The sequence below is a fragment of the Acutalibacter sp. JLR.KK004 genome (assembly GCF_036941085.1).
Classification (GTDB): Bacteria; Bacillota; Clostridia; order Oscillospirales; family Acutalibacteraceae; genus Acutalibacter.
Genome location: NZ_JAYMNQ010000001.1, coordinates 1,320,769 through 1,334,454 on the forward strand (window position 1 = coordinate 1,320,769; position 13,686 = coordinate 1,334,454).

Annotated in this window: 13 protein-coding genes; 11 read left to right on the forward strand and 2 right to left on the reverse strand. The window is 55.3% G+C overall.

What is annotated here, in order from left to right; genetic code table 11:
- The first annotated feature begins 31 nt into the window (after positions 1 to 31).
- From VSQ30_RS07330 to VSQ30_RS07345, 4 genes are all read left to right on the forward strand, one after another.
- The gene (locus tag VSQ30_RS07330) at positions 32 to 2,146 is read left to right on the forward strand and encodes an efflux RND transporter permease subunit (RefSeq protein ID WP_502876274.1); all 2,115 of its coding nucleotides are present in this window, start codon (positions 32 to 34) and stop codon (positions 2,144 to 2,146) included.
- On the forward strand, positions 2,143 to 4,305 hold the full coding sequence (locus VSQ30_RS07335; protein ID WP_334463086.1) for a hypothetical protein: 2,163 nt from the start codon (positions 2,143 to 2,145) through the stop codon (positions 4,303 to 4,305). The genes VSQ30_RS07330 and VSQ30_RS07335 overlap by 4 nt, the downstream gene beginning before the upstream one ends.
- 121 nt (positions 4,306 to 4,426) lie before the next feature.
- Positions 4,427 to 4,552, forward strand: coding sequence for a hypothetical protein (locus VSQ30_RS07340; RefSeq protein WP_334463088.1), 126 nt, complete (start codon positions 4,427 to 4,429; stop codon positions 4,550 to 4,552).
- A 188-nt stretch (positions 4,553 to 4,740) separates the two neighbouring features.
- Positions 4,741 to 6,147, forward strand: a complete 1,407-nt coding sequence (locus VSQ30_RS07345; protein ID WP_201751151.1) for an MATE family efflux transporter — start codon at positions 4,741 to 4,743, stop codon at positions 6,145 to 6,147.
- A 52-nt stretch (positions 6,148 to 6,199) separates the two neighbouring features.
- On the opposite strand, the gene VSQ30_RS07350 is transcribed toward VSQ30_RS07345, so the two are convergent.
- Both VSQ30_RS07350 and VSQ30_RS07355 read right to left on the reverse strand, forming a co-directional pair.
- A complete protein-coding gene (locus VSQ30_RS07350) occupies positions 6,200 to 6,688 on the reverse strand; it encodes a hypothetical protein (protein WP_160641143.1) in 489 nt (162 codons plus the stop codon).
- A 95-nt stretch (positions 6,689 to 6,783) separates the two neighbouring features.
- Positions 6,784 to 7,266 carry an RNA polymerase sigma factor gene (locus VSQ30_RS07355; RefSeq protein WP_160641144.1) on the reverse strand — a complete coding sequence of 161 codons (483 nt, stop codon included), beginning with the start codon at positions 7,264 to 7,266 and terminating at the stop codon, positions 6,784 to 6,786.
- Positions 7,267 to 7,493: 227 nt separating this feature from the next.
- Here VSQ30_RS07355 and rpmB point away from each other — a divergent pair, with 227 nt between their 5' ends.
- The 7 genes from rpmB to VSQ30_RS07390 all read left to right on the forward strand — a co-directional run bounded on the left by rpmB (position 7,494) and on the right by VSQ30_RS07390 (position 13,605).
- The gene (rpmB, locus tag VSQ30_RS07360; protein ID WP_160641145.1) at positions 7,494 to 7,682 is read left to right on the forward strand and encodes a 50S ribosomal protein L28; all 189 of its coding nucleotides are present in this window, start codon (positions 7,494 to 7,496) and stop codon (positions 7,680 to 7,682) included.
- A gap of 86 nt (positions 7,683 to 7,768) precedes the next feature.
- A complete protein-coding gene (locus VSQ30_RS07365) occupies positions 7,769 to 9,151 on the forward strand; it encodes an S-layer homology domain-containing protein (protein WP_334463091.1) in 1,383 nt (460 codons plus the stop codon).
- 357 nt (positions 9,152 to 9,508) lie between these two features.
- A complete protein-coding gene (locus VSQ30_RS07370; protein ID WP_334463092.1) occupies positions 9,509 to 10,318 on the forward strand; it encodes a histidine phosphatase family protein in 810 nt (269 codons plus the stop codon).
- 178 nt (positions 10,319 to 10,496) lie between these two features.
- Positions 10,497 to 11,201: a UMP kinase gene (gene pyrH / locus VSQ30_RS07375; RefSeq protein ID WP_334463094.1), complete on the forward strand. Its 705-nt coding sequence runs from the start codon at positions 10,497 to 10,499 to the stop codon at positions 11,199 to 11,201.
- A 221-nt stretch (positions 11,202 to 11,422) separates the two neighbouring features.
- The gene (frr, locus tag VSQ30_RS07380; RefSeq protein ID WP_160641213.1) at positions 11,423 to 11,977 is read left to right on the forward strand and encodes a ribosome recycling factor; all 555 of its coding nucleotides are present in this window, start codon (positions 11,423 to 11,425) and stop codon (positions 11,975 to 11,977) included.
- Between the two features lie 29 nt (positions 11,978 to 12,006).
- Positions 12,007 to 12,747 (forward strand): undecaprenyl pyrophosphate synthase, encoded by a 741-nt coding sequence (uppS, locus tag VSQ30_RS07385; protein WP_334463095.1) that lies wholly within the window; start codon positions 12,007 to 12,009, stop codon positions 12,745 to 12,747.
- A 39-nt stretch (positions 12,748 to 12,786) separates the two neighbouring features.
- Positions 12,787 to 13,605, forward strand: a complete 819-nt coding sequence (locus tag VSQ30_RS07390) for a phosphatidate cytidylyltransferase (RefSeq protein ID WP_334463096.1) — start codon at positions 12,787 to 12,789, stop codon at positions 13,603 to 13,605.
- Positions 13,606 to 13,686 lie beyond the last annotated feature (81 nt).

Here is a 13,686-nt window from a genome sequence, read left to right on the forward strand (position 1 = left end):
TTTTAACTTCACAGAAAGGACTGGTGTGATTTTGGAAAGGATCGCCCGGGGTATCGTGCGCCGCCACAGGCTGGTGTTGGTATTGGCAGTTCTGCTGCTGATACCAGCCCTGCTGGGTGCGGCGGCTACCCGCATAAACTACGACATACTGACATACCTGCCCCCGGAGCTGGACTCCATGCTGGGTGAGCAGGCGCTGGAAAACGACTTCAACCTTGCCTCCACCGGCATGGTGACCGTGGAGGGTATGCCTATAGGCGAACTGCTGGACATGAAGTCACAGATGGAGCAGGTTGAGGGAGTCGAGCAGGTATTTTGGCTCAGCGACGTGATAGATCCGGCCATCCCTCGGGAGATGCTCCCAGAGGGTATACAGCAGGCAATGTACGGCGAGAACGCGACGCTCATGCTGGTGCGCTTTTCGGAACCCTCGGCCAGCAAGAGTACTATGGGCGCCGTGGCGGAGCTGAAGGGCCTTTTGAAGGAGCACAGCTTTATCGGGGGCATGAGCATCATCTTGCAGGACACCAAGGCATTAGTGGATCAGGAGATGCCCCTGTATATTCTCTGCGCTGTTGGGGCAAGCCTTTTGGTGCTGTTCCTGGCCATGGAGAGCACCCTGGTACCAGTGCTGTTTATGGTGGGGCTGCTGTTCCCAATACTCTATAACTTTGGCACTAACTACTTTTTGGGGCAGATAAGCTATATCACCCAGGCCCTGTCCACGGTTTTGCAGTTGGGCGTGACTATGGACTTTTCCATCTTCCTTTTGCACCGTTATGAGGAAGAAAAAAAGTGCAGCGCTGACAAGGAACAGGCCATGGCCACCGCCATCGTAAACACCTCCTCCTCGGTGACGGCCTCCAGCCTTACCACCATCGCAGGCTTTCTGGCATTGTGTACCATGCGCCTGACCCTGGGCCGGGACATTGGCATAGTTATGGCAAAGGGCGTGGCCCTTGGGGTGCTATGCACGGTCACAATACTGCCGTCGCTTATCCTCACCTTCGACCGGGCCGTAGAGAAGCACCGGCACCGGGCGGTGATACCGCAGCTAAAGAGGGCAAGCCGGTTTGTTTCCCGGCATCCCAGATCCATCCTGGCGGTATTCCTGGTGATGATGGTACCCTTTACCCTGGCCCAGAGCAAGACAGGCGTATACTACACCCTGTTCGACAGTCTGCCCCAAGATCTGGCGGGCATTGTCGGCACTAACAAATTGAAGGACGATTTTGGTATGACCACATCCCACTTTATTCTGGTGGGTGAAAGCATAAGCGATGAGGACCTAAATGCCCTGTGCAGAGGCCTGAAAGGCGTGGATGGGATCACGCAGGTGGCTTCTGTCAGCGAGCTGCTGCCCCCGGGTTTCTCCACGGACGTACTGCCCGAGGATATAGCCCAGTTGGCCCGATCCGGCGGGAAAAAGTTGATTCTGGCGAATTCCGCCTATAAAAGCGGCACCGATGAGCTGACCGCCCAACTGGATGAGATGGACAGTCTGATAAAGGCTGCAGACCCCTCCGGGGTCATCACCGGCGAGGGAGCTATGACAAAGGACCTGATAGAGATAGCCGATATAGATTTTTCCCATGTAAACGTGGCCTCTATTGCGGCAGTGTTCCTTATCATACTGCTGGCTTTCCGCAGCGCGTCCATTCCCGTACTGCTGGTAGCCTCTATTGAAAGCGCCATCTTTATCAACATGGGCATCCCATATTTTACCGGGACCCGCCTGCCCTTTATTGCCAGCATTGTCATCGGCACGATCCAGCTGGGGGCCACGGTGGACTATGCTATTCTGATGACTACCCGCTTCCAGGAGGAACGACGCCGGGGCCTTACGCCAAAGGATGCCGCCCAAGTGGCCTGCCAGCACTGCAGCCAGAGTATCCTATCAAGCGGTCTGACCTTCTTTGCGGCCACCATCGGCGTAGCCGCCATCAGCCGCATGGAGCTCTTAAAGAGCATCTGCCTGCTGATATCCAGAGGGGCCATTATCAGTATGTTCGTCATCATAGTCATTCTGCCATGCCTGCTACAGCTTTTGGACTCTCTTATTCGCCACACCACCCTGCACTGGCTTGGAAAACCGGCAAAAACTGATGCACAGAAGCCAACTATAGAAAGGAAAGAGTTCGCATGAAAATTTGCAAACGCATTTTAAGCGTTAGCCTTTCGGCACTGATCGTCATGGGATGTGCCATGTCCGCCCTGGCAGCGGAGAATACTACGGAAAAAGAGGAAACGGTGTACGTGGTGCTGGAGCCGGACGGATCGGTGCGCAGTCAGACGGTGAGCGTCCATCTGCATAACGAAAGCGGTCTCTCCGGCGTTACCGACCGCTCCGCCCTGACAGGCATTGAGAACACTCACGATGCCACGCCCTACACACAGAATGGGGAGGAGATCCGCTGGGATACGGACGCAAGTGACGTCTATTATAAGGGCGAGACCACCCGTCGCGCCCCTGTCAGCGCCAAGATCACCTATGAGTTGGACGGAGTGGAGACCGCTCCGGAGGAGCTAAAAGGCAAAAACGGCCACATAAAGCTCACGGTGCGCCTTGAAAACCACGAGACCGGCACCATCGAGGTTGACGGTCAGGCTCAGCCGGTGTGTACACCCTTTGTCACCATGGTGGCAGCGGTACTGGGCGAAAGCTGGACAGAAGTCTCCGCCGAACACGGCAAGGTCACCGGCGCAGGCAAAGCCCAGGCCGTGGGTTTCGTATGCCTGCCCGGAGTACGGGAATGCTTGGAGGAACTGGACTCTCAGAAGCTGGAGGATCTGGCTGGACACCTGGCGGATCAGGTGAGTATTGAGGGGCAGGTAACAGACTTCACTCTGCCAGACATTCTTATTGCCTGTTCCACGAACCCAGATGCCCTTAAGGAAAGCGGATTTTCCGGCCTGGAGGAACTTGAAGGACTTGACGAGGGCATGGACAGCCTGCGGGAGGGCATGGACGAACTTTTAGATGGAGCAGGCCGCCTTGCAGAGGGTGCGGCGGCACTGGAAAGCGGTGCCGCTACCCTGTTGGCAGGGATAAACACCCTATACGCCGGGGGCGCGCGGCTGCAAAGCGGTACTGCCCAGTTGCAGCAGGGGGCGCGTGATCTGAACAATGGCGCAATCCAGGCACGGGATGGTGCAACGGCTTTGCAGGCGGGGGCAAATAATCTGTCAGAGGGACTGTCAGACCTACAGAATGGTGCCTGGTCGCTCTCCGACGGGTACAGCCAGCTAAAGGGCGGTGCCGACGGGCTTGCGGCCGGGCTGAACACATTGCAGAGCAAGAGCTCCGCCCTGACAGACGGCATAGGTCAGATCGCCGGGGCAGTAAATCAGCTTTATGAAGCAGCCGGCCCTGACAGCTCGGTTATGGCCGGGGTTCATGCCTTTGGAGGCTCTTTGTCCGGGGCGGCGGCTAACGGGGCGGGAGCCCTTGCCAGCCTGCCCGACCCCAGCGCCTTTGCCCCAGATGAGGCCCACGCCGCTGACCCGGCCTACCAGCAGCTTTTGGCAGCGTACACAGGCGCGTACAGTGCGGTTGGCAGTATGGCCGGTGGGTTGGCGGAACTGGACAGCGCCTACAGTCAAGTGTTAGGTGGAATGGAGCAGGTGAGCGCGGGTGTTGAATCTTTGCAGGCTGGTGTCAATGGTGCCGAAGGGCTTGTAGCCGGGATAACAGCTTACACCCAGGGCGTGGCGGAAGCTGCGGCCGGTGCGGCCCAACTGCAGGGAGGTATCGGACAATTAGGAGCTAACTTACCCGCACTGACCGGCGGGGTAGACCAACTCATTGCAGGGTCAAACCAACTCTCAGCGGGGGCTGGTTCCCTTTCTCAGGGCAATGCGGTATTGGCAGACGGTGCAGCACAGCTTGCCCAGGGAACGGATGACCTGGCGGCAGGTACCTCCGAGTTGTTTGGAGGCATACAGAGTTTAGTTGAGGGAGCAACTTCCTTGCACAGTGGAACAGTAGAAATCCGAGACGGTGCCTTGGAGCTGCAGGAAGGGCTGGAGCGGTTCGACTCCGATGGCATCAGCAAGCTGACTGAGGCCGTAGACACAGAGAAGCTCCCTGCACTGCGTGCGGTGACGTCGGCCATGCGGGCACGTGTAGAAAATTACGGCAGCTTCGCCGGTGCGCCAGATGGAACCGGGGCAACTACGAAATTCGTAATGAAAACAGTCGGCCAGGAACAAGAAACCACGCCAGCCGAACAAATCGTGCCCCAGGAGGATAGCCAGGAACATGAAGACTTCTGGCAAAGGGTAACCGGCCTGTTTGGTAAATAGTAGGTAAGGCGCTGCGGACGTGGATGTCCAAGGCGCCTTGCTTATTTTAGTGACGGATACCTTTTCTGATAAGAATTTGGATAGGCTTTATAGCGGCTGATTTGACAAGCCGGAGGTTTCTATGAATTACGTCCTGGCTGACGAAGGGGTTCCGCCGGTGGCGGGAGATATCGTTTTGAAAACCTATCGCGGCGGCAGCGTGACCCCGCTGGATGATGCCATCAGCCAGCAGACGGTTTCTTCTTGAGGATCACAAGAAAGTTTCCATAAAGGCCCATATGTTTTCTGTTCTCTTGCACCCTGCCATCTTCCTCTCTATCCTTCGCTTTTTATGAGACGGGCGTGGCGGGATTTGATTGCCGCTGGACTTTTTCCCCTGAGGGCTGTATAATACAAATTAAATACAGATAAAGGAAAATACCAGGAGGTACAGCTATGCAAAGCGACGCACCAAGGCCCCAGGGCCTATTGGCCCGGCTGCTGGAGCCGAAAGCCCAAATCCCGGAGGAACGAAAGCGCTTTTCAAACCCGGCCCTGAAGGCCCTGATCCTGCCCGTACTGATTGAGCAGTTTCTGGCCCTTTTGGTGGGCATTGTGGATACCCTGATGATAAGCTATGCCGGGGAAGCGGCGGTGTCCAGCGTATCCCTGGTGGATCAGCTTAACAACGTGTTCATCATGGCCTTCACAGCTCTTGCCTCTGGAGGCGCGGTGGTGGCCAGCCAGTATGTGGGCCGGGAGGACAAGGAAAACGGGGACATGGCGGCAAGCCAGCTTGTAATGTCCATCAGCGCCATTTCCATCCTGTTGGGGCTGGTGGTGCTGCTGTTCGGGCGGCAGATTTTCGGCCTGCTGTTCGGCAGGGTGGAGCAGGAGGTGCTGGATACCGGCATGGTTTACATGCGCATCACAGCCTTTTCCTTCCCCTTTTTAGCGCTGTATAACGGCTGTGCCGGGCTTTTCCGCAGCATGGGCAGGACAAAAATCCTCATGCAGGTTTCCATTGCCATGAACGGCATCAACGTAGCGGGCAACGCCATCGGCGTGTTTGCCCTGCGCGCAGGCGTGGCAGGCGTGGCTTGGCCCACCCTGATTTCCCGGGCCTTTGCGGCTGCTGCCATGGTGATACTGACCATGAACCCGGAAAACCCCATCTCCCTGCGGCTTTCCATGGTGTTCTCCTGCCGGTGGAACATGATTACAAGGATTTTCCGCATTGCCGTACCCAACGGCATTGAAAGCGGCTTGTTCCAGCTTTCCAAGGTGGCCCTCAGCTCCATTGTCGCCACCTTTGGTACTGTGCAGATTGCCGCCAACGGCGTGGCCCAAAGCTTCTGGTCTATGTCGGCCCTGTTCTGCATTGCCATGGGTCCTGTGTTTATCACAGTGGTGGGCCAGTATATGGGCGCGGGAGACGTGGAAGGCGCTGACTACTATATGAAAAAGCTTCTGCGTATCACGTTTGCCGGGGCCGCTGTGTGGAACCTGGCCATCCTTTTAGCCACGCCCCTGGCTTTGCAGGTGTACAGCCTCAGCGGGGAGGCCAAGCACCTGGTTATCCTACTGGTTTTCATCCACAATTCCCTCAACGCTGTGTTCGGCCCTGTGGCCTTTGCCTTTGCCAACGGCCTGCGGGCCGCCGGGGACGTGAAGTTCACCATGTACGCCGCCATCTTTGCCACGGTAGTGTGCCGGGTGTCCCTTTCCTTCCTGTTTGGGCTGGCGCTGCAAATGGGCGCTGTAGGCGTGGCCCTTGCCATGGTGTGCGACTGGGTTATCAAGGCCATATTGGTTATCTGGCGCTATAAGGGCGGCAAGTGGCGCGCCATGCGAGTGATTTAACCGTACATAGAAAATCCCGGACTTTTCACAGTCCGGGATTTTCCTGAAGTGTTTATGCGGCAAGCTTTTCCACAAGGGACTTAGCCGCCATAAGCTGGCCTGTGAACCTTGCGGCGGCGGCTTCCAGCTCTTCATCGGAGAAATCTGCGCTGCCCCTTACTTCCACAGCGATGCCCTCCTTCCGGGCGTCTTCCAGGATCTCCTTGCTGGGCTTGTCAGGCAGTTCAATATCCTCTATCACGGTGTTGCCGTCCTTGTCCTTGTAGACAATCCGGCCCTGCCCGCTTCCCTTTTCTTCGATGGAGAAATACTCAATAGGCGTTCCATCCTCCGCCCCTTCCAGAGCGTCAGAGTCTACCGTCACCATAATGGCTTCCCCGTCTTCGGAATAGCTTACAAAGCTGACAACGCCTTTGAAAAGCTCTCCGCCTGTGGCGGCGTTTGCTCCCATAGCCAGGGCCGCGGCCAGGGCCACCACCAGGGCAGCCACCACCAGGCGGCGCAAAATAAATTTCTTGGGCCTTTTCTTTGTTTCTGTCATGTCAAGTACCTCCTGTATCAATTGGGGAGAGGGCACAAGCTTTGAAAATGTCTGCTTATATAACCAGGTATCCGGCAATGCTTTGTGTTCCATGGTCAGTTCTCCCTTTCTTCTTCGCACAATTTCTTTTTCAGCTTCTCCCTGGCCCGCTGCATACGGGTCTGCATGGTGGAGGGCTTCACCCCGCACAAGGCCGCGCATTCCTTCACAGGATAGCCCTCGTAATAGTGGAGGTATACGGGCACCCGGTATTTCTGGGGCAGTTCCATCACCGCCAGGAACAGGGCGCTTTCCTCCGGCCCTTCCAGAGAAAGGGTCTGTGCGTATTCCTCCAAAGGCACGCTGCGGCGGAACCATGCCGAGCACACCAGCTTTTTGCACTCGTTCACCGCCACCCGGATAACCCAGCGGCGCATGTGCTCCTCGCTCTCAAAGGCGGTCTGGGTGCGGAAGAGCTTTAAGAGCACGTTCTGGGTGATGTCCTCGGCGTCCGCCTGGTTTTTGCAGGAGTGGAACGCTATCCGGTATATTGTGCCGCTGTACCGCTCGGCCGCGGCTGCAAATGCATCGCTGTCCATGGTTCCGCCTCCTTCTGAAAAGCTTTTCACCCATAATACCCCCCAGCGCCCGGAAAAATCTCATAAAAGGGGAAATTTTTTTAAAAATTTTTCTGCCCAGGCCCTCCGGGGCAAAAAAACAGGGGTTTTTTGAAAAAAGCCTTGCAATTTCCGGACACGCCTGCTATAATTTTATCTGTTACGAAACTTTACATGTGGTATGTTCAACCTGAAGGAGGTGCAGATATATGGCAAAATGTGAATTCTGCGGCAAGGGCGTTTCTTTCGGCATCAAGGTTTCCCACTCCCACCGGCGTTCCAACAGAACCTGGAAGCCCAACATCCGGCGTGTGAAAGCGATTGTTGACGGCACTCCCAAACGGGTTTATGCTTGCACCCGCTGCCTGCGTTCCGGCAAGGTGACCCGGGCGGTTTAAGTTTCAAAAGAAAGCAGACGGTTCTTTGGACCGTCTATTTTCTTTTTATTATGAAAAATATTGGATAAGGAAGCTGTAAAAGATTATTGGCAATACTTAGTGCTGTGCTATTGGTTTTATGCACTGCCCTGCCCGCTATGGCAGAGGGAGAACCCACCATTACCTTTGCAGATTGGCATGGAGATTATCAATTATGCACGTATACTTTGCCTAATGGCGGAACCATGTACTTTGGAGCGGATCTGGATGATAATGGAGAAATTGTATCGGATTGGACGTTGTATGAATCGGAAAATCTGAAAGGCGATATAGTGATACCAGAATATATTGAAGGCAAGCCTGTATCGAGATTATACTATGAAAATTTCCCAGACGCAGGCGGCACCCATGTTTTTTGTCTGAATGGCAATCCGGAAATGATTTCTGTTGTATTTCCTGCAACTTTACAGGAAATAGAAGGGGTCTATTTAACAGGAGCTTGGTTCGGCGGCTGTTCAAAATTAGAACAAATTATTTTTCAAGGCGATGGCCCAGAGGAAATCCCGCCATACTTTTTCCGGGGTGCGCCGGAACTGAAGAGGGTAAAGCTTCCCAGGAACATTGCCAAGCTGGACGGGACCTTTGTATCCGTGTCATATTATGACCGTAATACTGCCGCCTGTACAAGCATTGCCTCTTTAGAGTTGGATAGCGGCAATAAGAACTTTGTGATGGATGAACAGGGAATCCTGTATAACCATGATAAGACAAAGGTTGTAACCGCCATACAAGGGGCGGCGGAGCGCAAAACGGTTACGCTTCCTGAGACGGTTACAGAGATAGCAGACTATGCCTTTGCTGGGAATACCCAGCTTGAAACCGTTTACGGCGGAGCGGCTCGCGTTGTAGAGAACGGATACGGATACACGTTTTATAAATGTAACTCTCTTAACCCCTTCCAGGACACCTATGGCCATTGGGCGGAGGAGCAGGTGAAGTGGGCGTATCAGGCAGGATTTTTAAAAGGTACGGAATTGCTGCGGTTCAGCCCCAATGCCGCGCTGGAGCGGGGAATGATCTGCACAGTCCTGCATCGGTTGGAGAATTCCCCTCCGGCAGGCTCTGACAACCCCTTCCCAGATGTAATCGACTATGCCTGGTACGGTAAAGGGGTAATATGGGCAGCGAAGAACGGCTTAGTGATGGGCCATGAGGACGGGCTTTTTCGGCCCACTGACCCGGTAACACGAGAGCAGCTTGCTGCTGTCCTATACCGTTATGCGCAGTTTAAAGGCATAGCAGGTACCATGGGTAAGCTGGACAGCTTTACAGACGCAGGCAAAACCAGTGCCTATGCTGTTCCAGCTATGGAATGGGCTGTAGGCTCCGGCCTGTTGCGGGGCCGGGACGATGGGACGTTGGATCCGCAGGGCTATGCCACCCGGGCGGAAGCCGCCGTTATTCTGCAAAGGCTACAAACTTTGGCATAGAAGATGCCGTATAACAGCGCTTTCTCTATTTGAGATGCGGCCTTCCTGTGGGAAGGCCGTTTTTCTTTTTAGATCGTTATAGCCACTACAACGTGTGTAAAAACAGAATATAGTAAACGCACTTGAAAATCGGCATAGCCCGATTTTCAAGCATGCGGCATTGCCGCTGGTTCAAAAAGCTGTTTGCCTCTTTTGAACTGCGTTAACTATTGCCCCGCGCGCTTTGCAGATAAGCGGGTGCGGTATGGCTGTCTTGCAACACATAAATTTCCCCCAAAGGTTCTGATACGGGCACGTTGCAAAAATTTTTTCCGAATGTTATACTTACATACAAAATAGCGTGGAGGAGGAAAAGCCATGAAGCTGTATGTAACCCGCCATGGGGAAACGGCTTGGAACAAAGAGAACAAGGTATGCGGCAGGACAGATCTGCCCCTGACGGAAAAGGGCCGGGCGCAGGCCCAAGAAACCGGGAAAAAGCTTTCCGGGGTGCATTTTGACAGGGTGGTGTGTTCGCCTATGCTGCGGGCCAGGGAGACGGCGGCCCTTATCTGTGAGGGCCGGGAAGTGGTGATAGAGCGGCACAGGGAGCTGATTGAGCAGGACTACGGCCTGTGCGAGGGGGCAGACAGGTTCGACGAAAACTTCCTTTTCCACAAGCGGAACTTTGCAGACGGATATCCCCAGGGGGAATCCCAGATGATGCTGGCAAAGCGGGTGTACCGCTTTCTGGAGGAGCTTGCCGCCCGCTGCCCGGAGGAAACGGTGCTGGCGGTGTGCCATGGGGGCGTGTGCCGGGTGATTGAAAGCTATTTCCATCCCATGGACAACGAAACGTTTTTTAAGTTTGCCATGCACAACTGCGAGGTGCGGACGTATGAAATGCCTGCGGCAGAAGCTTCTCCGGCCCCGGTGAAATTTTACGGAACGGAAATCTGCAAGGACTGCGCCGAGGCCCTGTGCCTTTTTGCGGAAAAGGGCTTTACAGGGTTTTCCTATATGGATATTGGCCTTTCCACCGGCAGCCTGAAAGAATTCCTGGCCCTGCGGGACAGCCGCCCGGAGTTCCGGCAGGTGCGGGAGGACGGGGGCATCGGAATCCCCTGCTTCCTGCGGTCAGATGGCTCCATCTGCTTTGAGCCGGAGGAGCTGCTGGAAAGTCAATAAAAATTTTTATAAATATTGCGAACTGTTTTGGCAAAATCACGAACACTGGAGATTAAAAAACAGTAAAAACTGTTTTTTACCTTTACAAAAATGTCAATATCATGTACAATATGAATACGTGCAGGTATATGCTTGGATTTGCCGGGGCGAGGCCCGGGCAAAGGGAAGGAGTGAATTCATGGGACTGAAATATAAGCGCATTCTCTTGAAGCTCAGCGGCGAGGCTTTGGCGGGCAGTTTGGGCCACGGCATTGATTTCGACACAGTGATGGAGATTTGCAAGCCCATCAAAGAGGTGGTGGTGCTGGGCGCCCAGGTTGCCATTGTAGTGGGCGGAGGCAATTTCTGGCGGGGCCGCAGCAGCGGCAGCATGGACCGTACCAGGGCAGACCACATGGGGATGCTGGCCACAGTGATAAACGCCCTGGGCGTGGCAGACGGCCTGGAGCAGGCGGGGCTGGACGTGCGGGTGCAGACAGCCATTGCCATGCAGGAGGTGGCAGAGCCTTATATCCGCAACCGGGCGGTGCGCCATCTGGAAAAAGGCCGGGTGGTGGTGTTCGGCTGCGGCACCGGCAACCCTTTCTTCTCCACAGACACAGGGGCGGCCCTGCGTGGGGCGGAAATTGAAGCAGACGTGATTTTAAAGGCCACCATGGTGGACGGGGTGTACGACAGCGATCCCAAGAAGAACCCGGAGGCCAAGAAATACGACACCCTCTCCTATATGGATGTGCTCAGCCGGAACCTGGGGGTTATGGACATGACAGCGGCCTCTTTCTGTAAGGACAGGGGCATCCCGTTTTTGGTGTTCAGTATGGAAGATCCCCAGAACATCGTCCGGGCGGCAAAGGGCGAAAAAGTAGGCACTCTAGTACAATAGGCAGCGGCAACGTAACGTTGCATCTAAGATGCGGGGGACAGAAGCGGAAACTTTCCGCCGCAAAGAGTTTGCGGCTTACGCGGGCCATCGCGTACCAGACGTGCTCCCGGAGCGGATAGACTGGAACTTTTTTCAAAAAAGTTTTTTAAAGCGGGTTTGGGGCGCCGGCAGACGAGAATCGGCAGCCCAACAGAAAGAAAGGACGGAAAATCATGGCAGAGATGAAAGATGTATTCGCGAAAGCGGAAAGCAAAATGAAAAAAACCATCGGGCACCTGGAGGAGGAGTATGCCGCCATCCGGGCAGGCCGGGCAAACCCAGCGGTGCTGGATAAGATAATGGTAAACTACTACGACACCCCCACGCCCATCAACCAGTTGGCGGCAGTGGCGGTGAGTGAAGCCCGGGTGCTGACCATCCAGCCCTGGGACGCTTCTGTGCTGCGGGGGATTGAAAAGGCCATCCAGACCTCCGACCTGGGAGTGAACCCCCAGAACGACGGCAAAATCATCCGGCTGGTGTTCCCGCCCCTTAATGAGGAGCGCCGCCGGGAGCTGGTGAAGGATATCAGCAAGCTTAGCGAAGAAGCCAAGGTGGCAGTGCGGGCCATCCGCCGGGACGCCATTGAAAAGCTGAAGGAAATGAAAAAGCAGAGCGACATTACAGAGGACGATCAGAAGCAGGGGGAGAAGAAAATCCAGGAGCTGACAGATAAATACGTGAAGAACTGCGATACCTGCTTCTCTGCAAAAGAGAAGGAAATCCTGGAGATCTAAATCGCATTCTTTTGCCGGGAGGTTGGGCCATGGCGCTTTTTAAAATGAAAGAAGAGAAGGGGGAGGCTCCCCGGATACTGCCTGCCCATGTGGGCATTATTATGGACGGCAACGGGCGCTGGGCCAAAAAGCGGCATCAGCCCCGAAGCGCCGGGCACCGGGCCGGCGCCCAGAACTTCCGGGGCATCACCCGGTACTGCGCAGGGCTGGGCATCCAATACCTGACCATCTATGCGTTCTCCACAGAGAACTGGGCCAGGCCTGCCGAGGAGGTGGGAGGGCTGATGCGCCTTTTCAAGGATTATCTGGAGGAGGCCCTGCGGGACTTTATGGATGAAAACATCCGGGTGCGCTTTATCGGGGATCCCTCCGCCTTCCCGCCGGAGCTGCAGGCGCTGATGCGCCGGGTGGAGGAGGAGTCCTCTGTGAAAACCGGCATGGTTTTAAACCTTGCCATGAATTACGGAGGCCGGGCAGAGCTTGTCCGGGCGGCCCGGGCTTTTGCGGAGGATGTGCGGGCAGGCAGGCGCGGCCCGGCGGACATGGAGGAATCCCTCTTTTCCGATTATCTCTACACAGCGGGCCAGCCGGATCTGGATTTGCTCATCCGCCCCAGCGGGGAGCAGCGGCTTTCAAACTTCCTCTTATGGCAGTGCGCCTATGCGGAGTTTGTGTTTTTTGACATCCTCTGGCCTGATTTCACGCGGGCGGATATGGACAGGGCCTTGCAGATCTACGCTTCCCGGCAGCGGCGCTTTGGCGGCGTGTAGGCCGAGAGGGAATCACACAAGAAAAAGGGGGCATGCGCTATGAGGCGGCGTGTTCTTTCCGGGGCGGTGCTGGCGGTATTTTTGGCGGCGATTATCCTGTTTGACCAGACCTTCCCTCTGGCGCTGAATATCGCCGTGGCGATTATTGCGGCGGCAGCGGTATTTGAATTGGGGAAGGCTTTGGGGCTTGAAAAGAAGGGGGTTGTTTTCTGGCCCTCTCTGGCAGCGGCGGCAGCAGTGCCCTTTTGCGGCGGCAGGCTTCTCTTTTTAGCCTATGCCCTCTACACCCTGATTATCTGCTGCGCCATGCTGGCTTACCATGAGGAAGTCAGCTTTAAAGATATTTTTGTGCAGTACAGCATGGTGGTGCTTATTCCCTGCGCCCTGCACAGCCTGGTGCTCCTGCGGGAGCTGAACCGCGCCCATGGCATGTTTTATGTGCTTCTCGCGGTGTTCGCCGCCTGGGCCGCAGACATGGGTGCTTTTTTTGCCGGCACCTTTTTTGGAAAACACAAGCTCTGCCCTAAAATCAGCCCGAAAAAAACGGTGGAAGGCGCTGTGGGAGGCCTTGTGGCAAACGTGGCGGCAGCCCTGCTGTGCGGCCTGTTTTTCAGCCGGGTTTACCACCTGGGACAGGTGGAGGTGCAGTATCTGCCCCTGTTTTTAATCGGGTTTTTCGGCGCCTTTGTGTCCATGCTGGGGGATTTAAGCTTTTCCCTTATTAAGCGAAGCTGCCATATCAAGGACTTCGGACAGGTGATCCCGGGCCATGGCGGCATTCTGGATCGGTTTGACAGCGTGATTTTTACAGCGCCCTTTGTTTACCTGCTCATAAGCTTCCTGCCCGTCGCGGGATAGCAAAAGCGGGAATATGCGCAAAAGCCTGCTTGGAGCAGTTCTTTTTAAACATTTCAAAGACCCTGGCTGTAAAACCGGGCT